At 70.8% G+C, this 22,894-nt stretch carries 18 protein-coding genes and 1 pseudogene; 12 read left to right on the forward strand and 7 right to left on the reverse strand.

The features are described from left to right. The first annotated feature begins 25 nt into the window (after nucleotides 1–25). Together H0E84_RS03095 and H0E84_RS03100 are read left to right on the forward strand one after the other, a co-directional pair. A complete protein-coding gene (locus tag H0E84_RS03095; protein ID WP_180677161.1) occupies nucleotides 26–514 on the forward strand; it encodes an Mpo1 family 2-hydroxy fatty acid dioxygenase in 489 nt (162 codons plus the stop codon). Between the two features lie 4 nt (nucleotides 515–518). Then, nucleotides 519–1,433, forward strand: a complete 915-nt coding sequence (locus H0E84_RS03100) for a DMT family transporter (RefSeq protein ID WP_180677162.1) — start codon at nucleotides 519–521, stop codon at nucleotides 1,431–1,433. Between the two features lie 262 nt (nucleotides 1,434–1,695). On the opposite strand, the gene H0E84_RS03105 is transcribed toward H0E84_RS03100, so the two are convergent. Further along, nucleotides 1,696–2,634: an NAD-dependent epimerase/dehydratase family protein gene (locus H0E84_RS03105; protein ID WP_425600454.1), complete on the reverse strand. Its 939-nt coding sequence runs from the start codon at nucleotides 2,632–2,634 to the stop codon at nucleotides 1,696–1,698. 225 nt (nucleotides 2,635–2,859) lie between these two features. On the opposite strand from H0E84_RS03105, the pseudogene H0E84_RS03110 reads away from it, so the two are divergent. The 6 genes and pseudogenes from H0E84_RS03110 to H0E84_RS03135 all read left to right on the forward strand — a co-directional run. Next, nucleotides 2,860–5,607: pseudogene (locus H0E84_RS03110) on the forward strand (monovalent cation/H+ antiporter subunit A); the annotation flags it as partial. Between the two features lie 53 nt (nucleotides 5,608–5,660). Next, complete coding sequence (locus tag H0E84_RS03115) at nucleotides 5,661–6,017, forward strand: Na+/H+ antiporter subunit C (RefSeq protein ID WP_180677214.1); 357 nt, start codon at nucleotides 5,661–5,663, stop codon at nucleotides 6,015–6,017. Then, nucleotides 6,017–7,543, forward strand: a complete 1,527-nt coding sequence (locus H0E84_RS03120) for a monovalent cation/H+ antiporter subunit D (protein WP_180677215.1) — start codon at nucleotides 6,017–6,019, stop codon at nucleotides 7,541–7,543. The genes H0E84_RS03115 and H0E84_RS03120 overlap by 1 nt, the downstream gene beginning before the upstream one ends. After that, entirely contained in the window at nucleotides 7,540–8,025 is a 486-nt protein-coding gene (locus H0E84_RS03125) for a Na+/H+ antiporter subunit E (RefSeq protein WP_180677165.1), read from the forward strand. The genes H0E84_RS03120 and H0E84_RS03125 overlap by 4 nt, the downstream gene beginning before the upstream one ends. Before the next feature lie 23 nt (nucleotides 8,026–8,048). Next, nucleotides 8,049–8,291 carry a K+/H+ antiporter subunit F gene (locus tag H0E84_RS03130; protein ID WP_219339569.1) on the forward strand — a complete coding sequence of 81 codons (243 nt, stop codon included), beginning with the start codon at nucleotides 8,049–8,051 and terminating at the stop codon, nucleotides 8,289–8,291. Beyond that, a complete protein-coding gene (locus H0E84_RS03135) occupies nucleotides 8,288–8,674 on the forward strand; it encodes a Na+/H+ antiporter subunit G (protein WP_180677167.1) in 387 nt (128 codons plus the stop codon). The genes H0E84_RS03130 and H0E84_RS03135 overlap by 4 nt, the downstream gene beginning before the upstream one ends. A gap of 11 nt (nucleotides 8,675–8,685) precedes the next feature. On the opposite strand, the gene H0E84_RS03140 is transcribed toward H0E84_RS03135, so the two are convergent. Next, a complete protein-coding gene (locus H0E84_RS03140) occupies nucleotides 8,686–9,351 on the reverse strand; it encodes a lectin (protein ID WP_257644035.1) in 666 nt (221 codons plus the stop codon). A gap of 69 nt (nucleotides 9,352–9,420) precedes the next feature. Continuing rightward, complete coding sequence (hmgA, locus tag H0E84_RS03145; protein ID WP_180677168.1) at nucleotides 9,421–10,734, reverse strand: homogentisate 1,2-dioxygenase; 1,314 nt, start codon at nucleotides 10,732–10,734, stop codon at nucleotides 9,421–9,423. 78 nt (nucleotides 10,735–10,812) lie between these two features. Here hmgA and H0E84_RS03150 point away from each other — a divergent pair, with 78 nt between their 5' ends. Continuing rightward, nucleotides 10,813–11,181 (forward strand): DUF5362 family protein, encoded by a 369-nt coding sequence (locus tag H0E84_RS03150; protein WP_180677169.1) that lies wholly within the window; start codon nucleotides 10,813–10,815, stop codon nucleotides 11,179–11,181. A gap of 43 nt (nucleotides 11,182–11,224) precedes the next feature. On the opposite strand, the gene hppD is transcribed toward H0E84_RS03150, so the two are convergent. Then, nucleotides 11,225–12,337, reverse strand: a complete 1,113-nt coding sequence (gene hppD / locus H0E84_RS03155) for a 4-hydroxyphenylpyruvate dioxygenase (RefSeq protein ID WP_180677170.1) — start codon at nucleotides 12,335–12,337, stop codon at nucleotides 11,225–11,227. Between the two features lie 104 nt (nucleotides 12,338–12,441). Here hppD and H0E84_RS03160 point away from each other — a divergent pair, with 104 nt between their 5' ends. Next, nucleotides 12,442–12,918 carry a MarR family winged helix-turn-helix transcriptional regulator gene (locus H0E84_RS03160; RefSeq protein WP_180677171.1) on the forward strand — a complete coding sequence of 159 codons (477 nt, stop codon included), beginning with the start codon at nucleotides 12,442–12,444 and terminating at the stop codon, nucleotides 12,916–12,918. A gap of 82 nt (nucleotides 12,919–13,000) precedes the next feature. Here H0E84_RS03160 and H0E84_RS03165 read toward each other — a convergent pair whose 3' ends face one another. Beyond that, nucleotides 13,001–14,353 (reverse strand): MFS transporter, encoded by a 1,353-nt coding sequence (locus H0E84_RS03165; protein WP_180677172.1) that lies wholly within the window; start codon nucleotides 14,351–14,353, stop codon nucleotides 13,001–13,003. Between the two features lie 149 nt (nucleotides 14,354–14,502). Here H0E84_RS03165 and H0E84_RS03170 point away from each other — a divergent pair, with 149 nt between their 5' ends. After that, entirely contained in the window at nucleotides 14,503–15,882 is a 1,380-nt protein-coding gene (locus H0E84_RS03170; RefSeq protein WP_180677173.1) for a YfcC family protein, read from the forward strand. Between the two features lie 424 nt (nucleotides 15,883–16,306). On the opposite strand, the gene H0E84_RS03175 is transcribed toward H0E84_RS03170, so the two are convergent. Both H0E84_RS03175 and H0E84_RS03180 read right to left on the reverse strand, forming a co-directional pair. Then, nucleotides 16,307–17,896 carry an AbgT family transporter gene (locus H0E84_RS03175; RefSeq protein WP_180677174.1) on the reverse strand — a complete coding sequence of 530 codons (1,590 nt, stop codon included), beginning with the start codon at nucleotides 17,894–17,896 and terminating at the stop codon, nucleotides 16,307–16,309. A gap of 301 nt (nucleotides 17,897–18,197) precedes the next feature. Next, nucleotides 18,198–19,070, reverse strand: coding sequence for a tryptophan 2,3-dioxygenase (locus H0E84_RS03180; RefSeq protein ID WP_180677175.1), 873 nt, complete (start codon nucleotides 19,068–19,070; stop codon nucleotides 18,198–18,200). Between the two features lie 116 nt (nucleotides 19,071–19,186). Here H0E84_RS03180 and H0E84_RS03185 point away from each other — a divergent pair, with 116 nt between their 5' ends. Further along, nucleotides 19,187–22,747, forward strand: coding sequence for a Calx-beta domain-containing protein (locus H0E84_RS03185; protein ID WP_180677176.1), 3,561 nt, complete (start codon nucleotides 19,187–19,189; stop codon nucleotides 22,745–22,747). Nucleotides 22,748–22,894: the final 147 nt, after the last annotated feature.

Below are 22,894 nucleotides of genomic sequence, written 5' to 3' on the forward strand. Positions count from 1 at the left end.
AATGCCGACCTTGCCGGAGGGCTCGATGAACGCCACCGCGGAACAGACCGGACGTCCGATCGACCGCTGGTTCGCCAGCTATTCCGGCGACCACCGCAACGCCACCAACCAGGCCATCCACGTGGTCGCGGTGCCGGCGATCCTGTGGAGCGTGATCGCGCTGCTGTGGTGCATCCCCACCACCGGGGCGTACTTCCGCCCGGGCATCTGGGCCGGGATCGCGATGTTCGCCTCCTGGCTGTTCTACTACCGGGCCTCGCGACCGCTCGGCCTGGGCATGCTGGTGGCCTACCTGCTGCTGGGCGCGCTGACCTGGCGCCTGCATCTGGCCCTGGGCACGCGCGGGCTGCTGGTGCTGGCGATCGCGGTGTTCGTGGCCGCCTGGATCGCGCAGTTCATCGGCCACAAGATCGAGGGCAAGAAGCCCAGCTTCCTCACCGACCTGGTCTATCTGCTGATCGGCCCGGCGTGGGTGCTGTCCAAGCTCTACCGCAGATTGGGCTGGCGCTGGTGAGGCGATGACCGGCGCCGCGCGGGGCCTGCGCGGGCGCGACCTGGCGCTGGTGCTGCTGGTCTGCCTGTTTTGGGCGGCCAATTTCCTGACCTCGGCGCACGCGCTGCGGGAGATTCCGCCGTTCCTGTTCACGGCGCTGCGCATGGCGATGCTGGCGGCGATGCTGGCCTGGTTCGTCAAGCCGCCGCCGCGCGGCCAGTGGCCGCTGCTGGCGGCGGTGGCGCTGGTCAACGGCGCGCTGCATTTCGGCACCAGCTTCCTGGCGCTGCGCATGGCCGGCAACCTGTCGTCGCCGGCGATCGTGATGCAGAGCTACGTGCCGATGGCGGCGCTGCTGGCGTGGTGGTGGCTGGGCGAGCGCTTCGCCTGGCGCACCGGCCTGGCGATCGCGCTGAGTTTCGCCGGGGTGCTGGTGCTGGGCTTCGACCCGATGGTGCTGGCGGCGCCCGCGGCGCTGGCGGTGATGCTGGTCTCGTCGCTGCTGCTGGCGATCGGCACCGTGCTGATGCGGCGGCTGCGCGGCGTGGACATGGCTAGCCAGCAGGGGTGGACCGCGATCATCGCCCTGCTGCCGCTGCTGGCGATCAGCGCCGCGTTCGAGCCCGGCGGCTTCGCGCAGCTGCGCGAGGCGACCTGGATCGGCTGGGGCGGCGCCCTGTACGCGGCGGTGTTCGCCTCGCTGCTGGGCCATGGCGTGTTCTACATGCTGGTGCAGCGGCACCCGGTGGCCCAGGTCACGCCGTACCTGCTGATCACGCCGGTGTTTGCGGTGGCGCTGGGCATCGCGTTCTGGGGGGACCGGCCGGGACCGGCGATGTGGATCGGCGGCGCCATGGTGCTGGGCGGGGTGCTGGCGATCGCACTGCGCACGCAGCGGAAGGCACGTACGCCGGTGAACGACGCCAGTCCGGCCGCCTGACCCGTCTGTCGTGGAGCCGGGGCTGTGGGCGGCGGGCTCCGGAGACGGTGCAGCGGAGCAAGCTCCGCTCTACGGGGGAGTTGGGCGTCGCGGGGGAAGCGGGCACCGCGGGGGGAAGCGGGCACCGCGGGGGGAAGCGGGCGCCCGCGGGCGAGCGGGCGTCGCGGCCGGAGCGGGTGGCGCGGCTGGCCCCCAGATGCGTAGAGCCGAGCTTGCTCGGCTGCGCGGGCTCCGGCAGCGACGCAGCGGAGCAAGCTCCGCTCTACGGGGGTGGGGCGAGCATCTCCGCGGTCGGCGCGAAGGCGCGCGGGGCGTAGCCGAGGTCGCGGCGCGCGTCCGCCATGTCGAACACCAGGTCTTCGCGCATCCGCGCCACCGCGCCCGGTGGAAGCCCGCGCAGGCGGCCGGCGGCATGCGCCGCCGCCAGCGCCAGCCGGAACAGCGGGGCCGGCAACTCCAGCAGCCGCGGCCGCGGCGCGAGTGCGGCCAGGGTCCGGGCGACCATGTCGCGGTACGGCAGCGTCTCGCCGCCGGGCAGCGCATAGCCCCGGCCGTGGCTGGCGGGCCGATCGACGGCCGACCACGCCGCCTGCGCCAGGTCCTCCACGTGCACCGGCTGGCGCAGCCCGCAGGCGCCCCGGGGCAGCAGGAACACGCCGCTGCGCGCCGCCAGCGCGGCGATCCGGCTGAGGTTGCGGTCGCGGCCCGCGCCGTAGATCAGGGTCGGCCGCAGCAGTGTGGCGGCAGCGCCGCGCGCCCGTGCGGCATCGAGGATCCGGGTCTCGGCCCCTGCCAGGCGCTGCGCCAGTTCGCGCTCGCCGGCGTCGGCCGCCGCGCGCTTGGTGGCCATGCTGGTGGAACCGAACGCGATCACTCGCGGGCACTCGATCGCCGCATCCGCGTACCAGAGCGAGAACAGATCCAGCGGACCGCAGCTGAAGATCGCGTCGCAGGCCTGCGGCAGCGGCGGCAGGCGTGCGAACTCGCCCTGCAGCCAGCGCAGGCCGGGGCCGGACCGGCGCGCCTCGCGCGTCAGCGCCTCGACCTGCCAGCCCGCGCCGCGCAGCCGCGTCACCAGGGCGGCGCCGATCTGGCCGCTGCCGCCGAACACCAGGGCGCGGCGTCCGTCAGCCGCAGCGACGGCCGCGGTGCGCGTGGACGCGCCCACGACCGCTGCGACGCTAGGGTGGCTGGCCGGCATCGGCCCAGGATAGCGATGCCTGGCGCGTCCCGCCCGAAGCCGCAGCGAAGCGACGCCTGGAGCGCGATCTGGCCGGCACCGGATTGGAAGCCACGCACGCGGCAGCTGAGCGCTCCGGCGGTCGCGCGAAGCGCGCCGCCACCTGCCTGCGCCGCGGCGCCTGCTAGAATTCCGGCCCGGTGCGCCACTCCCCCGCGCGCGCCGTGAGTCCGTACAAGGAGACCGATGCTCGAGCTCTTGTTGGCCTTGCCGTTCGTGCTGGCACTGCTGGTCGCGATCCTGCGCAACGTGCCGCGCGCGGCTACCGCATGGCTCGCCGCATCGGCGCCCCTGCTGGGGCTGGCGATCCTGGCCTGGTACACGCCCGCGGTGATGTCCGGGGAGATCCCGCAGGTCACCCACGCGTGGATCCCGCAGGCCGGGTTGCTGTTCGACCTGCGCCTGGACGGCCTGGCGTGGATGTTCGCCGGGCTGGTGCTGGGCATCGGCGTGCTGATCGTGATGTACGCGCGCTACTACCTCAGCAGCAGCGACTGTGCGCCGCGCTTCTTCGCCTATCTGCTGCTGTTCATGGGCGCCATGCTGGGCATGGTGCTGGCCGGCAACCTGCTGCTGCTGGTGGTGTTCTGGGAGCTGACCTCGGTCAGTTCGTTCCTGCTGATCGGCTACTGGACCCACCGCAAGGACGCCCGCGAGGGCGCGCGCATGGCGTTGACCATCACCGGCGCCGGCGGGCTGGCGCTGCTCGGCGGGGTGCTGCTGCTGGGCAAGATCGCCGGCAGCTTCCAGCTCGACGTGGTGCTGGCCTCGGGCGATGCGATCCGCGCCCATCCGCTGTACGCGCCGATGCTCGGGCTGGTGCTGCTGGGCATCTTCACCAAGAGCGCGCAGTTCCCGCTGCACTTCTGGCTGCCCCATGCGATGGCGGCGCCGACGCCGGTCTCGGCCTACCTGCACTCGGCAACGATGGTCAAGGCCGGAGTGTTCCTGCTGGCGCGCCTGCACCCGGCGCTCGCCGGCAGCGATCTGTTCTTCTATACCGTCAGCGGCATCGGCGCGGCGACGCTGCTGGTCGGCGCCTGGAACGCGATCTTCCAGCACGATCTCAAGGGCCTGCTGGCGTATTCGACGATTTCGCACCTGGGCCTGATCACCCTGCTGTTCGGGCTGTCGACGCCGATGGCGGTGGTGGCCGGGGTGTTCCACATCCTCAACCACGCGGTGTTCAAGGCCTCGCTGTTCATGGCCGCCGGCATCATCGACCACGAGGCCGGCACCCGCGACATGCGCCGGCTAGGCGGACTGCGAAGACTGATGCCCTTCACCAGCGCCCTGGCGATCATCGCCTCGCTGGCGATGGCCGGCGTGCCGCTGCTCAACGGCTTCCTGTCCAAGGAGATGTTCTTCGCCGAGGCGCTGGAGATCCGCGGGCACGACGCGATGCGCCTGGGCGTGTCGATCGCCGCCTTCCTCGCCGGCATCTTCGGCGTCGCCTACAGCCTGCGGTTCGTGCACGACACCTTCTTCGGCGCCCCCCCCGACCTCGGCCGCGAGATCCACGAGCCACCTCGGTGGATGAAGATCCCGGTGGAGATCCTGGTGGTGGCCTGCCTGGCGGTGGGCGTCGTGCCGGCGCTGACCATCGCCCCGGTGCTCGAAACGTCCGCGCGCGGCGTGCTCGGCCCGGCCCTGCCCGAGTACAGCCTGGCGGTGTGGCACGGCTTCAACCTGCCGCTGCTGATGAGCATCGGCAGCATGGTGCTCGGTGTGACGCTGTACTTCGGCCTGCGCCGGCTGTTCGACATCCACGCGGTGATCCGCCGCTCGCTCGGGCGCAGGGTGTTCCGCGGCAACGTGCAGGCGCTGCTGCGCCTGGCCTGGCGCTTCACCTACGCGATCGCCAACGGCAACCTGCAGCGCTACCTGCTGCTCACGGTGCTGGCGGCACTGGTGCTGGCGGCCGCGCCGCTGGCGGACGGCGCGCTGCTGGCCGGGGCCGGCGCCGGGCAGCCGATGCCGGTGCTGGGCTGGGTGGTGTGGGCGGTGCTGGCCGCGGCCGCGATCGCCACGGTGGCGCTGCATCGCCAGCGGCTGCTGGCGCTGGTGGTGATCGGCGCGGTGGGCCTGGCGGTGAGCCTGGTGTTCGTGTTCCTGTCGGCGCCGGACCTGGCGCTGACCCAGCTGCTGGTGGAGATGGTGACCATCGCGCTGATGCTGCTGGCGCTCAACTACCTGCCGCAGGAGTCGCCGAAGGGCCGCTCGCGGCTGCGCCGCGTGCGCGACCTGGCGATCGCCGGCGCCGCCGGCATCGGCGTGACCGGGCTGGTGTACGCGACGATCACCCGCCCCTCGCAGACCATCGCCGGCGAGCTGCTGGCGCGCTCCCTGCCGGAGGCCTACGGCAGCAACGTGGTCAACGTGATCCTGGTGGACTTCCGCGGCTTCGACACCCTGGGCGAGATCGCGGTGTTCGGCATCGCCGGCCTGGTGGTGCATGCGCTGCTGCGGCGCTCGCGCCTGACCCCCACCGAGGTGATTCCGGGCGGCCCGGCGCTGCTGCCGATGCCCGCCAACCTCAGCCAGCTGCTGTTCCCGCTGGCGCTGGCGGTATCGGTCTACCTGTTCCTCCGCGGCCACAACCAGCCAGGCGGCGGCTTCATCGCCGGCCTGGTGCTGGCGATCCCGCTGCTGCTGCAGTACGTGATCCAGGGCTCGCAGTACGTCGAGCAACGGCTCGGCTTCGACTACGTCCGCTGCATCGGCATCGGCCTGCTGGCGGCGGTGGGGACCGGCGTGGCGGCGATGCTGTTCGACCTGCCGTTCCTCAGCAGTGGCCACGCCGACCCGGTGCTGCCGCTGTTCGGGCCGCTGCCGCTGGCCAGCGCGCTCGGCTTCGACATCGGCGTGTACCTGGTGGTGTTCGGCGGGGCGATGCTGATCCTGTCGATGATGGGGACCGTGAAGCCGCGCCGGAAGGCCCCGCCCGCGGCGACGGGCGACGCCGCGCCCAGGGGGACGCCGGCATGATGGAGTTCGCGCTGGCCAGCGGCATCGGCGTGCTGACCGCCTGCGGCATCTACCTGCTGCTGCGCGCGCGCAGCTTCGACGTCATCCTCGGGCTGACCCTGTTGTCCTACGCCACCAACCTGCTGATCTTCGCCGCTGGCCGGCCGGTGATCGGCAAGCCGCCGGTGCTGCGCGAGGGCGTGGCCGAGACCCTGGCCAACTACACCGATCCCCTGCCGCAGGCCCTGGTGCTGACCGCGATCGTGATCGCCTTCGCCATGACCGCGGTGGCCATCGTGGTGGCGATGCGCAGCCGCGCCGACAACCGCAGCGACCACGTCGACGGCCGCGAGCCCGATGCCGGAGGCAAGCAATGATGGCGCACCTGCCCGTCCTGCCGGTGCTGGTGCCGCTGGTGGCCGGCGCACTGATGCTGCTGGTCGGCCGCCGCATCGGGCCGCAGCGGGCGATCGCCTGGACGGCGATGGCGGCGCTGCTGGCGACGGCCGCGCTGCTCGCGCGCGAGGCCGACCGCGGCGAGATCCTGGTCTACCTGCTCGGCGACTGGCCTGCCCGGCTCGGCATCGCCCTGACCGTCGACCGCACCAGCGCGCTGATGGTGCTGACCACGGCCCTGCTCGCGGCGCCCTGCCTGCTGTACGCATGCTCGGGCTGGGACCGCCGCGCCCCGCATTTCCACGCCCTGTTCCAGCTGCAGCTGGCCGGCCTCAACGGCGCCTTCCTCACTGGCGACCTGTTCAACCTGTTCGTCTTCTTCGAGGTGCTCCTGATCGCCTCCTACGGGCTGATGCTCAGCGGCGGGCGCGGCCCGCGGATGCGCGCCGGCCTGCACTACGTCGCCTTCAACATCACCGCCTCGACGCTGTTCCTGGTCGCGCTCGGCCTGCTGTACGGACTGACCGGCACCCTCAACATGGCGGAGATGTCGCTGCGGGTGGCCGCGGCCGATCCCGACGACGTGGCGCTGATCCAGGCGGCGTCGGGGATCCTGCTGGTGGTGTTCTGCGCCAAGGCTGCGCTGCTGCCGCTGTACCTGTGGCTGCCGGAAACCTACTCGCACGCGCCCGCGGCGGTGGCGGCGCTATTCACGGTGATGACCAAGGTCGGCGTGTACGCGGTGCTGCGGGTCTACACCCTGGTCTTCGGCAGCGAGGCCGGGGAGCTGGCCGGCTGGGCCTGGGACTGGCTGCTGCCGGCCGGCATCGCCACGCTGGTGCTGGCGTCGCTGGGCGCGCTGGCCTCGCCGACGCTGCGCGCCCAGGTCTCCTGGCTGGTGATCGCCTCGGCCGCGACGCTGTTCATCGCCTTCTCGCTCGACACCCCGGCCTCGGTGTCGGCGGGGCTGTACTACCTGGTGCAGAGCACCTTCGTCACCGCGGCGCTGTTCCTGATCGCCGACATGGTGCGCCGACAGCGCGGCAAGGCCGGCGATCGCCTCGACATCGCCGCGCCGCTCGGCCACAAGGCCGCGCTCGGCCTGCTGCTGCTGGTCGCCGGCGTGGCGGTCGCCGGGCTGCCACCGCTGCCGGGCTTCATCGGCAAGTTCGCCCTGCTGGCCGCGGTGCCCGACGGCCGCGTCGCGCTGGTGTGGACCACGGTACTGGTCACCAGCCTGCTGGCGCTGGTGGCGATGGCGCGCTCGGGCAGCCAGCTGGTCTGGCGCGCCGAGGCGTTTCCCGACGGCGCGGCGGCGCCGCGGCCGCCGCGCACCGCCCAGCGTATCGCCGCCGGCGTGCTGCTGGGGTACCTGGGGGCGCTGATGCTGGTGTCGGCGCCGGTGCTGCGCTACACCGATGCCGCCGCCGCCCAGCTGCTGGCGCCGGCGCCGGCGGCCGACGCGATCCGCGGCACCGCACCGACGAAGCGGGCGCCTTCGCCATGAAGCGATTCCTGCCATCGCTGCCGCTCAGCCTCGCGGTGTTCGTGCTGTGGATGCTGCTGGTCTCCAACTTCAGTCCCGCCCAGGCCGCGCTGGGACTGGCGCTGGCGGTCGCGCTGCCGCTGCTCGCGGACATGCTCGCCCCGGAACGGGCGCGATTCGGGCGCCTGCCGGTCGCGCTGAAACTGGGCGCCGTGGTGCTGGTCGACATCGTCCGCTCGAACATCGAGGTGGCGCGGCTCATTCTCGGGCCGGAGCGCGCGATCTCGCCGGGCTTCGTGCAGGTGCCGCTCGACCTGCGCAACATCCACGGCATCACCGCCCTGGCCAGCATCATCACCCTGACGCCGGGCACGGTCTCGGCGGAACTGAGCGAGGACCGCCGCCACCTGCTGGTGCACTGCTTCAACCTGCGCGACGCCGACCAGGTGGTGGCCACCATCAAGGCGCGCTACGAGGCGCCGCTGAAGGAGATCTTCCCGTGATCGAGACCGCCGTCGTCGTCGCCATGTACGTGGTCGGCCTGGCGATGCTGCTGAGCCTGTGGCGGCTGCTGCGCGGCCCCACCGTGCCCGACCGCATCCTCGGGCTGGACACCCTGTACGTGAACACGATCGCGCTGCTGATCCTGTTCGGCATGCACCTGGATTCGTCGATCTACTTCGAGGCCGCGCTGATCATCGCCATGCTCGGCTTCGTCGGCACGGTGATGCTGAGCAAGTACGTGATGCGCAGGGACATCGTCGAATGAGCACCGCGTTCGAGATCATGATGGTCGCCCTGCTCGCGGTCGGCGCGTTCTTCGTGCTGGTGGGCTCGCTGGGCCTGGCCAAGCTGTCGGACTTCTTCAAGCGCCTGCACGGGCCCACCAAGGCGTCCACCTTGGGCGTGGGCTGCGTGATGATCGCCTCGATCGGACACCATGCGGTGCTCGGCGACGGCCTGGGACTGCGCGAGCTGCTGATCACCGGGTTCCTGTTCATCACCGCGCCGATCAGCGCGCACCTGATGGCCAAGGCGGCGCTGGCGCTCGCCGCGGAGGATCCGCGCCCCTCGCTGCCGCCGCGCGACGAGCCGCAAGCGGGGGAAGGCGATGGCCCGCGCCGCGCGGAGACGGGCGGGCGGCGGTCCTAGGGGCAGCCCTCCTAGGAGCAGCCCTCGACGTAGTCGACCTGCGGCGGCAAGCCCACACGCCATTCGCCGACCCGGCCCGCGGCGTCGGTCTCGAACACCAGCACACCGCCGCCGCCCGCACCGTCGGCGATGCGCAGGTAGCTGGCATCGTCCACGTACTTGTGCGGCCGGGTCTCGACGCGCCCGGGATAGAGCGCCTCGATCTGCGCGGCGTCCATGCCGGCGCGGCCGCCACCCGGCGCGCCGATCTCCCGGTCGCGCACGTCGATGCGCACGAATCGATCGCCCTCGATCATGAAGGCGATGCGGTAGCCCTCGCCCTGCGCCATCGCCGGCATCAGGTAGTGGCAGGCGCCCGGCTCGTCCGGCTCGGGCATCGCCTGAAGATCGCCGCCCCAGGCCATGCGCACCTGCTCGGCGTCCGCGCCGAACGCGGCCGGGCCGAAGCCCGCGAAATCGATCGCGCCCTCGGCCGGCATCGCCCCCGGAGCGGCCGGCACGTCGGCCGCGGTGGCCGGCGGCACGTCCCCGGCGGGCTGGTCGAACGGCGGCGGCGCGGCCGGATCCGTGGCCAGGGCGTCGTCGCCCGGCGGGACCGCTGTGGGGGCCGGGTCGCGGTCCGCGCATGCGGACAGGGCGAGGGACAGTGCGGCGACCAGCAGGACCTGGGACTTCATCGGCGACTCCTTTTGCGAACGCCGGCAAGCGTCGGCGATGGCGGGTGAACGGGCCGCGAACCGCGGCGCTCAGCGCGGCGGCGCGAAATGCTTCTTCAGCCCCGCCCAGCAGGCCTGGTAGTCGCGCTGGCGGTGCCCGGCGTCGAGCGCCTGCCGGGTCGGGCGGATCGCCGCGCGGGTCTCGAACATGAAGGCCATGGTGTCGGCGATCACGTCCGGCTTCGACAGGTCGGCGCTCGAGGCCTTCTCGAAGGTGGCCGCGTCCGGCCCGTGGCCGGTCATGCAGTTGTGCAGCGAGCAGCCGCCCGGCGCGAAGCCTTCCGCCTTGGCATCGTAGGCGCCATGCACCAGGCCCATGAACTCGCTGGCGACGTTGCGGTGGAACCAGGGCGGCCGGAACGTATGCTGCGCCACCAGCCAGCGTGGCGGGAAGATCGCCAGGTCCATGTTGCCCACGCCGGGGGTGTCGCTGGGCGAGGTGAGCACCAGGAAGATCGACGGATCGGGATGGTCGAAGCTGATCGAGCCGATCGCATTGAAGCGGCGCAGGTCGTACTTGTACGGGGCGTAGTTGCCGTGCCAGGCGACCACGTCCAGCGGCGAGTGGCCGAGCCGGGCCCGCCACAGATGCCCCTGGAACTTGGCGACCAGCTCGAACTCCCCCTCGGCATCCTCGTAGGCCGCCTGCGGGGTGAGGAAATCGCGCGGATTGGCCAGGCCGTTCGCGCCGATCGGCCCGAGGTCCGGCAGCCGCAGCTGCGCGCCGAAGTTCTCGCAGACGTAGCCGCGGGACGGGCCGTCGGGCAGCTCCACCCGGAAGCGCACGCCGCGCGGGATCACCGCGATCTCCTGCGGCTCGGCCTCGATCACGCCCATCTCGGTAGCGATCCGCAGCCGGCCCTGCTGCGGCACGATCAGCAGCTCGCCGTCGGCGCTGTAGAAGAACCGGCCGCGCATCGACGCGTTGGCGGCATAGACGTGGATGCCGACGCCCTGCTGCGCCCCGGCCGAGCCGTTGCCCGCCACGGTGAACAGTCCCTCGACGAAATCCGTCGGCGCCTCCGGCAGCGGCGACGGGTTCCAGCGCAGCTGGTCCGGGGTGACCGGACCGTGCAGGAAGTCGTCGTGGAAGCGCGGCTGGTCGAACGGCTCGAAGCTGCCGTGCATCGCCGCCGGGCGGATGCGGTACAGCCAGCTGCGGCGGTTCTCGCTGCGCGGCGCGGTGAACGCGGTGCCGCTCAGCTGCTCGGCGTACAGCCCGTGCGCGACCCGCTGCGGCGAGTTCTGCCCCACCGGCAGGGTGCCCGGCTCCGCCTCGGTGGCGAACTCGTTGCCGAATCCGGACAGGTAGCCGGCAATGCGGGAAGTCGAAGGCTCGGTCATGGTAGGTTCCTCCTGCGCGGCCGGGCAAACCGCCGCGCCGCGTTGTCCGGGGTAACACATTCAACTGGGGAATTATCGATGCAGACCGATTCGAACGCCGTCGGCGCCGTGATGGCACCGCTGGTCAACGGCAAGCTGTGGCTGAAACTGCTGGGAGTGGTGTTGATCATCTGCGGGGCGCTGCAGGTGCTCTCGATCGTGGGGATCCTGTGGGCCTGGATCCCGATCTGGCTGGGCGTGCTGCTGTTCCAGGCCGCGGCGGCCGCCGAACAGGCGGTGTCCAGCGGCGATGCCGCCACCGCCGCGCGCGCCACCGACAAGCTGCGGCTGTTCTTCATGATCCAGGGCATCATGCTGCTGGTGGCGTTGCTGGCCATGGCCGCGATGTTCGCCCTCGGCGGCTTCGCCATGCTCGCCGGCCTGGCCGGCGCCGGCGCCGGCTGGTGACCCGCGCCCCGCCTGCCGCGTCCGCGGCAGGCGGGGCTCGTGGTCACAGCACGCCGCGCTTGATCTGGTCGCGCTCGATGCTCTCGAACAGGGCCTGGAAGTTGCCCTCGCCGAACCCCTCGTTGCCCTTGCGCTGGATGATCTCGAAGAAGATCGGGCCGATCGCGTTCTGGGTGAAGATCTGCAGCAGCTTGCGCTGCTTGGTCTCGGGGTCCGCGTCGATCAGGATCTTGTTTTTCGCCAGCCTGGGCACGTCCTCGCCGTGGTTCGGGATGCGCTCTTCGATGATCTCGAAGTAGGTGTCCGGGGTGTCGAGGAACTCGATGCCGGCCTCGCGCATCTTCTCCACCGTGGCGTAGATGTCGTCGGTGAAACAGGCGATGTGCTGGATGCCCTCGCCCTTGTAGGCGTCGAGGTATTCGTTGATCTGCGACTTCGGGTCGCTCGACTCGTTCAGCGGAATGCGCACGATGCCGTCGGGCGCGGTCATGGCCTTCGACACCAGCCCGGTCTTGGCGCCCTTGATGTCGAAGTAGCGGATCTCGCGGAAGTTGAACAGCCGCTCGTAGTAGTCCGACCACTTCTGCATGTTGCCCGGGTACAGGTTGTGGGTCAGGTGGTCGATGAAGGTCAGGCCGAAACCGGCCGGATCCCGGTCCGCGCCCTCGACCGGCACGTAGTCGTCGTACACCGATCCCTTGTCGCCGTAGCGGTCGACCAGGTAGAGCATGCAGTCGCCGATGCCCTTGACCACCGGCACGCCGACGGCCTTGGTGGATTCCTTGCGGTCCACCGCCTCGCCGCCGTTCGCCAGCACCTTGTCGTAGACCTCTCCGGCCGGCTTGCCGAAGCGGATCGCGAATCCGCAGGCGCTGGGACCGTGCGCGTCGGCGAAATCGGCGGCGAAGGAGTCCGGGTCCTCGTTGACCAGGAAATTCACCCCGCCCTGCCGGTACACGGTGATCGGCCGCGACCTGTGCCTGAGCACCGCGCTGAAGCCCATGCGGCGGAAATAGTCGTGCAGCATCGCGCCCCGGCCCGCGGGAGCGGCGAACTCGACGAACTCGAAGCCGTCGATGCCCATCGGATTCTCGAAGGTGGTCACCTGCATGCCGAGGTTGGGGCCCTGCGACGGCGCGTGGGGTTGGGCGCTCATGGTCAGCTCCTGCTGTGCGGGCGCGGCGCGCTACAGTGCGCCGTGCGGTTGACGAACCCGCAGTTATAGTTTCACCTGTAACCAATTGCAAGGTGCGATGCAACATGGCCCACGATTCCGCCCCTCCGCAGGAGCTCCCCGCCGCCCACGAGGTGCTCGAGCTCGAGCGCTTCCTGCCCTACCGGCTGAGCGTGCTCTCCAACCACGTCAGCCAGACCATCGCCAATGCCTATGCCGAGCGCTTCGGCATCGGCATCACCGAGTGGCGGGTGATCGCGGTGCTGGGCCGCTACCCGGAGCTGTCCGCCAACGGCGTGGCCGAGCGCACCGCGATGGACAAGGTGGCGGTGAGCCGGGCGGTGGCGCGGTTGCTCAGGCGCGGGCTGATCGAGCGCGAGATGCACGGCAAGGACCGCCGCCGCTCGGTGCTGCAGCTCAGCCAGGCCGGCCATGCGCTCTACGACCAGGTGGTGCCGCTGGCGCTGGGCTACGAGCGCGAATTGCTGGCGCGCCTGGACGCCGATGAGCGCGTCATGCTCGACCGGCTGTTGACCAAGCTCGACCAGGCCTCGCGGCCCTGATCTTGCCGGCGCCGACCTCACCCGCTGCGCCCTCTCCGCGGCCGCGGCCGCATCGCCGCCCGCACGGGGCCGGCCCCCGGCGTCACCCGTCGGCGGACGCGCTGCGGATGGTCAGGCGCTCCAGGCCGTGCCCGCCCGGGCCCGACTCGGTTCGCCACAGCAGGTACGCGAACAGCAGGCCCAGCGACGCCAGCGCGGTGTAGAACCACATGCCCGCCGTATAGCCCGCAGGATTCTCGGGGCCGGCCTGGAAGCGGTCGTTGAGCACGCCGACCACCAGCGGCACGACGGCCCAGCCCATCTGCTGGCAGAACGTCATCAGCGCATAGGCCGAACCGAGCCGCCGCGCGTCGACGATGTAGGCGACGGACGGCCACATCACCGCCGGGATCAGCGAGAACACGCCGCCGAGCAGCAGGATCACCAGCAGCAGGGTCAACGGCACCTGGGCGCCGCCGATGAACGGGATCGACACCGACACATCGGGGCCGGGCGGAAGGTAGGTGACCATCAGGAACAGCGGCAACATGACCAGCGAACCGACGGCCATGAACAGGGAGCGCCGGCCGACGCGGTCGACCCACAACCCGAACAGCGGCGTGGCGAAGATCGCCGCCACCGGCAGCAGGCTGCTGAGGATGCCGGCCGCCTCGCGGTCGAGTCCATGCGCCTGCTGGAAGTAGTCGATGGCGAACGTGCGGAACGGGAACACCGTCGCGTAGAACACCACGCACAGCGCGATGATGTACCAGTAGGAGGCGCTGAACGAATACAGCCCCTTGAGTTCCAGCTTGTCGGTCTTGCCCGTCGTACCCAGGTCGAAACGCCCCTCCGCGCGCCGTTCCATCATCCAGTACAGCAGCGCCGCGCTGACCGAGATGCCGGCGACCGCGGTCGCCAGCCACAGCGGATCCTGCCAGTTGGTGTACAGCGGGCTGGCGAAGGACGTCGACCAGTCCGCAGATGCCGATCCCAGCCGCGAGACCGACAGGTTGATGCCGAAGGCGAAGCTGAGTTCCTTGCCCTTGAACCACTTGGCCAGCACGGTGGTGGCCGCGACGATCAACGGTTCCGCGCCCAGACCCAGCAGGAAGCGCCCCGCCAGGATGGTCTCGAAATGCGGAGTGGCCGCGGTCAGCGCTGCGGCGAGCAGGCAGATGACCGCGAAGACCGTGATGGCCTGCTTGGTACCCCAGCGGTCGATGATATAGCCGCCGGCCAGCAGCACCAGCAGGGCCGCCACGTTGTAGGCGGTCGACAGCATGCCGATCTGCCGGTAGCTGAAACCCCGCTGCTCGCGCAGCAGGTCGATGACCGGGTTGAGCGCGTCGTAGATGTAATAGTTGCCGAACATCGCCAGGCTGACGAACAGCAGCACCAGCCAGCGATGCAGGGCGGGCGGGCGCGGCAGGACACCTCGATCGGAAGCGGTCATCGCAGCGGAAACCCCCGGGGTACGGCGCGGACCGGCAACTTTACACGGTCGCGGCACCGGGATGCCCGGGCGCCGCCAGCGGGCCGGAGCGCCTCCGGAATTGGGTTAGCATGGCCGCCCCGCCGAGACGCGGCCTCGTGGACCCGCCCATGACCGATCGCTTCCGCATTCCGCACACTCTCGTCCTGTTGTTCATGATCATGATCGTGGCGCTGGTCGCCACCTGGTTCCTGCCGCAAGGCAGCTTCCAGACCGCGCCCAACGAGGCGGGACGGATGATGGTGATACCGGGCAGCTATCAGGTGCACGACGAGCGCGTGTGGCTGTCGCCGGCGGTGCTGTTCACCGCCATTCCAAGGGCGATGGCCGACGCCCAGGCGATCATCTTCTTCCTGCTGATCGTCGGCGGCGCCATCGCCGTGCTGCGCGCCACCGGGGTGATCGACGCGCTGCTCGGCTGGCTGCTCAAGCGCATCGGCCACAATCCGGCGCTGCTCATCATCTTCGGCACCGCGGCGTTCACCGCCGGCTCCGGCACACTGGGGGTATCCACCGAGTACATCCCGTTCGCCGTGGTGCTGATCTCGCTATGCATGGCGATGCGCCTGGATGCGATGACCGCGATGGGCATCATGATCTGCGGCTATTGCGTGGGCTACGGCGTCGCCTGGACCAACCCCTATACGGTGCTGGTGGCGCAGGAGATCGCCGGCCTGCAGCCGACCTCGGGCATCGGCCTGCGGCTTGCACTGTTCGTGCCGTTCGTCGCGATCGCCGCACACCATATCTGGCGCTACGCGCGGCGCGTGGCCGCCGACCCGGCCGCCAGCCTGGTCGCGGACCTCGACGACCCCCGGCACAGCGCGGTGACCGAGTACCCGCCGTTCGACCGTCGCCATGCGCTGATCGGGCTGATCGTGCTGGCCGGCATCGCGGCGATGGTGTACGGGATGTCGCAGCGCGGCTGGTACCTGGTCGAGTTGGGGGCGATCTGGCTGGCGGTGGCGCTGACCGCCGGCCTGGTGGCACGCCTGGGGCTGGACGAGACCGCCAAGCGATTCGTCGCCGGCGCTTGTGAACTTGCCGTGGTCGCCCTGCTCGTTGGCTTCGCCCGCTCCATCGCGCTGATCCTGGAGGACGGCCAGGTCCTGCACAGCATCGTCCACGGCGCTTCGATTCCGCTCTCCTGGGTCGGCACCGAGCTGGCGGCGGTCGGCATGCTGGCCATGCAGACGCTGATCAATTTCTTCATCCCCTCCGGCTCCGGCCAGGCCTTCGCCACCATGCCGATCATGGCGCCGCTGGCGGACGTGGTGGGAATCGAGCGCCAGGTCGCGGTGCTCGCGTTCCAGTTCGGCGACGGCTTTTCCAACATGATCCTGCCGACCAACATCGTGCTCATGGCCATCCTGGGCATGGCCGGCATCCCCTACGACCGCTGGTTCCGCTTCGCCTGGCCGCTGTTCCTGAAACTGCTGCTAGCGGCGGCGGTGGCGCTGGTGGCCGCGGTCCTGCTGGGGTATTCCTGACCCACACGCGCCAGCGGTGGGACGGCAGGCAGGCGCTCCTTCTGGCGGCGTGGCGACTGCCGCGTCGACCCCGGTTCCGCACGAGTGCGCCATGCGCGCGAAAGCCAGCGCGGCGGGATGCCGGGGATCACCGTCGATCCGGTCGAAATCTCCCGCGGCCTTCGCGGCCATGGGCCGCTCCTACAGGCACTGGACGATCCAGCGTTCTGTAGGAGCGTGCCATGCACGCGAAGGCCGGCGCGCCTGGACACGCCCGGCATCACCGCCGCGCTGATCGGAGGCTCCCGCGGCCTTCGCGGCCATGGGCCGCTCCTACAGACTCGGGACGATCCAGCTATTCCGTAGGAGCGTGCCATGCACGCGAAGGCCGGCGCGGCTGGCCGGGCCCGGGATCGCCGCACCGCCTACCGGCGCGACGATACCGTCAGGGCACCGCCGGGTAGGCGTAGGTCGCGCCCACGCCCAGCGGGATGCCCAGGCCCCAGAAGGCCAGCAGGAAGCCAGTCCACACCACCAGCAGGGTGATCGAGAACGGCAGCATCAGCGCCAGCAGCGTGCCGATGCCGGCCGACTTCACGTAGCGCTGGCAGAACACCACCACCAGCGGGAAGTACGGCAGCAGCGGGGTGATGATGTTGGTGCTGGAATCGCCGACCCGGTACGCCGCCTGGGTCAGGTCCGGCGACACGCCCAGCTGCATCAGCATCGGCACCATGATCGCGCCGATCAGCGCCCACTTGGCCGACGCCGAGCCCACCATCAGGTTGACGAAGCCCGACAGCAGCACGATGCCGATCAGGGTGATGCCCATCGGGAACCCCATCGCCTGCAGCCACGCGGCGCCCTTGATCGCCAGCAGCGCGCCGAGGTTGCTCTGCCCGAACGCATAGATGAACTGCGCGGCGAAGAACGCCATGACGATGTAGTAGGCCATGCTGCCCATCGCCTTGCTCATGCCCTGGATGATGTCGCGATGGCTCTTGACCGTGCCGGCGACGTAGCCGTAGATCACGCCGGGAATCAGGAAGAACACGAAGATCAGCGCCACGATCGACTGCATCACCGGCGCCGCGGCCACCAGCAGCGGGTGCCCGCCTTCGGGCACCGCCTCGGCCGGCGCGCGCCAGGCCGAGGTCTCCGGCATCAGCGACAGCGCGAACACGACCAGCGCCACCAGCATGCCCAGCACCGCCAGCAGCAGGCCCTTGCGCTCGCGCGAGCCCAGCGCTTCCATGGTCTGGAACTCGCTGACGTCGCCGTCGATCTCGGTGTTGCGCAGCCGCGGCTCGATCACCTTGTCGGTGAGGAACCAGCCCACCCCGACCACCAGGAAGGTCGAGGCGGTGGTGAAGAAATAGTTGTTGAGCGGATTGATCACCGCGGCCGGGTCGATGATCCGTGCCGCCTCCTGGGTCAGGCCGGCCAGCAGCGGGTCCAGGCTCGAGGGCACGAACAGCGTCGCCGAAAAGCCGCCGGACACGCCGGCGAACGCCGCGGCGATGCCGGCCAGCGGATGCCTGCCGGCGGCGTAGAAGATCACCGCGCCCAGCGGGATCACCAGCACGTAGCCGGCGTCCACCGCGACGTGGCTCAGCACGCCGACCGCGATCAGTACCGGGGTGAGCAGCATCTTCGGCGTGAACGACAGGATCGCCCGCAGCCCGGCGCTGATGAAGCCGGTATGCTCGGCGACGCCCAGCCCCAGCATCGCCACCAGCACCACGCCCAGCGGCGCGAAATTGACGAAGGTGCGCACCATCTGCGCCATGAACTCGGTGAAGCTGGCGCCGGCGAGCATGTTGCGGATCTGGATCGGATCGCCGCTGCGCGGGTCGAGCTCGGCGAAGTCGACATTGGCCAGCAGCGCCGAGACCACCCAGACCACCACCATCAGGATCAGGAACAGCATCGCCGGATCCGGCAGCTTGTTGCCGACGCGCTCGACCGCATCGAGGAATCGGGTCACCAGGTTGCGCGAGGCGATCGCGCCCTCCGGGCTGGGCTGCTGGCTCATGCGCGGGCTCCTGTCGCTGGGATGAATCGCCGCATCCTAGCAGCACCGCGCCTCGCAAGGCGGGCGGGGCGGCCAATGCCGGAAATCACCGCCAGTTCCGCCGGAACCACCCGCGGCTTTCGCGGCCATCGGCCGCTCCTGCGGAAGCCGATCCACAGGGCGCCCCCGTAGGAGCGTGCCATGCACGCGAAGGCCGGCGCGGTGGCCAATGCCGGGAATCACCGCCGATCCCGCCGGAGCCGCCCGCGGCTTTCGCGGCCATGGGCCGCTCCTACCGGGGGGCCGACCGTGCGGGGCGCGGTCAGGGGCCCGGCTCCGGCGCCGGGCCGATGTGGGTGCGCACCTCGAACAGCTCGGGGAAGAAGGTCAGTTCCAGCGCCTGCTTGAGAAACCCCACGCCGCTCGAGCCGCCGGTGCCGCGCTTGAAGCCGATGATCCGCATCACCGTGCGCATGTGGCGGAAGCGCCACAGCTGGAACTGCGTCTCCAGGTCCACCAGGTCCTCGCACAGCGAGTACTCGCGCCAGTAGCGGTCGGTGTCCTCGTAGATCGCGCCGAGCACCGGAAGCAGCTCGCGGTCCAGCGCGTGCGGCTGGCTCCAGTCGCGCTCCAGGTGGCGCTGCGGGACGACGTGCCCCCAGCGCGCAAGGTAGCCCAGGAACTCGTCGTAGAGGCTCGGCGCCTCCAGCACCGAGCGCAGCCCGGCCTGCCCTTCCGGATCATGGGCGAACACCCGCAACATGCCCGCGTTCTTGTTGCCCAGCAGGAACTCCATGGTGCGGTACTGCAGCGACTGGAACCCGGAAGACGGGCCGAGGATGCCGCGGAACTCCAGGTATTCGGCCGGCGTCAGGGTCTCCAGCACCGACCACTGCTCGGTCAGCTGCCGCAACACCTGCTTGCAGCGCGCGAGCACCTTGCGGCAGCGCCAGACTTCGTCGCGGCGCAGGTGGGCGATCGCCGCCGTGAGCTCGTGGATCACCAGCTTGATCCACAGCTCCGAGACCTGGTGCTGGACGATGAACAGCATCTCGTCGTGGTGCGGCGGATCGGACAGCGGCTGCTGCGCCGCCAGCAGGCGGTCCAGGCGCAGGTAGCCGGCGTAGGTCAGGCGGCCGTCGAGGTCGGTATGGATGCCGGCCTCGAGCGGGCGCTCGTTGCGTTCGATGGTCATCGATGCAGGGTAGCGCAAACGGGCCGGGGCGCCGTCATGCAAACGCCATCGCTTCGGTGCACAATCGGGTAGCCGGGGGGCCGGAAAAGCATCTCTTTTCCAGGGGAGTACCACTCATGCGCGGTATCGGTCGCCAGCTCTGGCTGGCCTTGCTTCTTTCCTGCGGCATCGGTTCCGCCCAGGCCCAGGTGGTCATCAGCCAAGTCTACGGCGGCGGCGGCAACAGCGGCGCCACCTTCACCAACGACTACGTCGAGCTGTTCAACCGCGGCGGCGACCCGGTTTCGCTGGCCGGCAAATCGCTGCAATACGCCAGCGCCACCGGCACCGGCAACTTCGGCGCCAGTGCGACGCAGATCGTGGTCCTGCCCGGCGATACCGTCGAGCCCGGGCAGTACTACCTGGTCGCCCTGGCCGGCGGCAGCACCGGTGCGCCGCTGCCCGCGGCCGACGCCTCCGGCACGATCAACATGGCCGCGGCCTCGGGCAAGGCGGCCCTGGTCGACTCCACCACCAGCCTGGGCTGCAACGGCGGCAGCACCCCCTGCACGCCGGCGCAGGAGGCGCTGATCCTGGACCTGGTCGGGTTCGGCGGCGCCAACTACTTCGAGGGCGGGGGCACGGCGCCCGCGCTGAACAGCTCGACCGCGGCGTTCCGCGCCGAGGCCGGCTGCACCGACAGCGACGACAACGCCGCCGACTTCGGCGCCGCCACTCCGGCGCCGCGCAACAGCGCCGCCATTCCCAACGTCTGCGGCGGCGGCGGTGAAGCGTACCTGAGCATCGCCGATACCAGCGCCGCGGAGGGCGACAGCGGTACTACGCCGTTCTTCTTCACCATCAGCCTCAACCAGCCCGCGGGCGCCGACGGCGTCAGCGTGGACTACGCCACCGCCGACGGCACCGCCGTGGCCGGCGAGGACTACCTGGCCGCCAGCGGCTCGGTCGCCCTCGCCGAGGGCCAGACCTCGGTCACGATCACCATCGACGTGATCGGCGATACCGCCACCGAACCGGACGAGACCTTCCTCGTCGTCCTGGAGAACGCCAGCGGCGCGCTCATCGCCCGGGAGGAGGCCACCGGCACCATCCTCAACGACGACGTCGAGACCCTCGCCATCCACCAGATCCAGGGCAGCGGGCAGCTCTCGCCGTACGACGGCCAGGCCGTCGCCACCGAGGGCATCGTCACCGGACGCAAGAACAACGGCTTCTTCCTGCAGAGCGCCGACGGCGAGGACGACGGCAACCCGGCCACCTCGGAAGGCGTGTTCGTGTTCACCGGCGGCGCGCCGCCGGACGCAGCCGCTGTCGGCAACCGGGTGCTGGTGCAGGGCACCGTCGATGAGTACATCCCGGCCGCCGATCCGCACCAGCTTCCGCTGACCGAGATCGTCTCGCCCTCGGTGGTGCTGCTGTCCAGCGGCCACGCGCTTCCGGCGCCGGTGGCGCTCACCGTCGAGACGCCGACCGCCGATGGCGGCCTGGAGCAGCTCGAGCACCTCGAAGGCATGCGCGTGACCGCGCCCAGCTTCACCGTGGTCGCGCCGACCGGCGGCTTCACCAACGAACCGTCCGCCACCGGCACCAGCAACGGCCGCTTCGCCGTGGTGGTGACCGGCACCGCGCGGCCGTTCCGCGAGCCCGGCATCCAGATCCCGGATCCCGACCCTACCGGCAGCACCGCCACCGACATCCCGCGCTGGGATTTCAACCCGGAGCTGATCGCGGTCAACAGCACCACCATCGGCGCCCCGGCGGCCGACGTGGCGGCCGGCTGCGAGATCGTCGACGGCTCGCTGACCGGCCCGCTCGACTACACCTTCCGCCGCTTCACCATCTACCCGGAGGGCGAACTGGCGGTCGAGTGCGGCGAGGCCGGCCAGCCGCGCCCGGCGGAGCTGCCCACGCCCGACCACGCCACCTTCGCGACCTACAACCTCGAGCGCTTCTTCGACACCGAGAACGACCCGGCGACCGGCGATCCGGTGCTGACCCCGGAAGCGCTCGAACGCCGCCTCAACAAGGCTTCCATCGGCATCCGCCAGTTCCTCCACACGCCCGACGTGCTCGGCGTGACCGAGGTCGAGAACCTGGCGGTGCTGCAGGCCCTCGCCGGGCGCATCAACGCCGACGCGGTCGATGCCGGCCAGCCGGACCCCGGCTACGTCGCTTGGCTCGAGGAAGGCAACGACGTCGGCGGCATCGACGTCGGCTTCCTCGCCCGCACCGGAGAGGTGGCCGCCGGCGTGCCGCGGGTCGAGGTTCTGGCGGTCGAGCAGGTCGGTGCCGACGCGATGCTCGACAATCCGGACGGCTCGGCGACGCTGCTCAACGACCGCCCGCCGCTGGTGATGGACGCGGTGGTGCATTTCGCCGACGGCCGCAGCTTCCCGGTGACCGCGATCGTGGTGCACCAGCGCTCGCTCAGCGGCATCGACAGCGAGGACCCCGGCAGCAGCGGCTGGACCACCGGCGGCCAGCGCGTGCGCGCCAAGCGTCAGGCCCAGGCCGAGTACCTGGCCGGCGTGATCGACGGCATGCAGGACGCCGACCCCGCCCGCAACATCGCCGTGCTGGGCGACTTCAACGCCTTCCAGTTCAACGACGGCTACGTCGACGCCCTGGGCGTTGTCACCGGCGTTCCGTCGCCGGACGACGAGACCGCGGTGGACGGCGACGGCACCGACCTGGTCGATCCCGACCTGCGCAACACCACCCTCGACGCTCCAGCCGAGGAACGCTACTCCTTCGTGTTCGACTACCAGGCGCAATCGCTGGATCACGTGCTGATCAACGACGCGATCGTCTCCTCGCCCGACGTCGACGGCTACGCGATCAGCCACGCGCGCATCAACGCCGACTTCCCGGTGGTGGCGCGCAACGACCCGGACACGCCGACCCGACTGTCCGACCACGACCCGACCATGTTGCTGGTGCGGATCGGCGCGCTCAGCTTCGCCGACCTGGCGGTGATGGCCGAGGCGGTCGCGTCCAGCGTCATGGTCGGCGGCGCGCTGGAGTACGCGGTGACGGTGACCAACGACGGTCCGGACCAGGCGCTGTTCCCGGGCGTCGGGTTCTCGCTGGATGCGCAGCTCGCCGACCTGGCGGTCTCGGCCCCGGCGGGATGGAGCTGCGACGCCCCCACCAGCGGCAGCGACAGCACCTCGGTCGCCTGCACCGCCGACGCGCTGGACGCCGGCGCGGAGGCGGTGTTCGGCCTGAGCGCCACCGCGCCGGGGAGCGCGGTGGGCGCCAGCGTGGTGCTGGCGGCCGCCGCCACCTCGCAGACCAGCGATCCGGACGAAGGCGACAACGACGCCAGCGCCTCGATCGAGGTGACCGAGCAGCCGCCCGAGGTGCCAGAGCTGCAGAACGGCGTGGCCGTGACCGGGCTGGAAGGCGCGGCCGGCGAGGCGCACCTGTACCGGATCGAGTTGCCGGAAGGCGCGCGCAACCTGCGCGTCCTCAGCTACGGAGGCAGCGGCGACGTGACCCTGTACCTGCGTCACGGCGAGCAGCCCACCGGAGACGAGTACGACGCCCGCTCGGCGCGGCCGGGCAACAACGAGGTCGTCCACGTCGGCGCGCCCGCGGCCGGCACCTGGTACGTCCGCCTGGTCGGCGAACGCGCCCATGCCCGGGTCTCGCTGCGGGCGAGCTTCACGCCCTGACCGCGGGCTTCATCAGGAAGGTCGCCCAGAACCCCGGCTTCGGCCGGGGTTTCTTTTGTGTCCGTAGGAGCGGCCCGTGGCCGCGAAGGCCGCGGGGGGCTCCGGCCGCCGCGAACGATGATTCCCGCCATCGGAGCCGGCGAGGGC

Origin of the sequence: Luteimonas salinisoli, from assembly GCF_013425525.1 — a bacterium.
GTDB classification, from domain to species: Bacteria; Pseudomonadota; Gammaproteobacteria; order Xanthomonadales; family Xanthomonadaceae; genus Luteimonas; species Luteimonas salinisoli.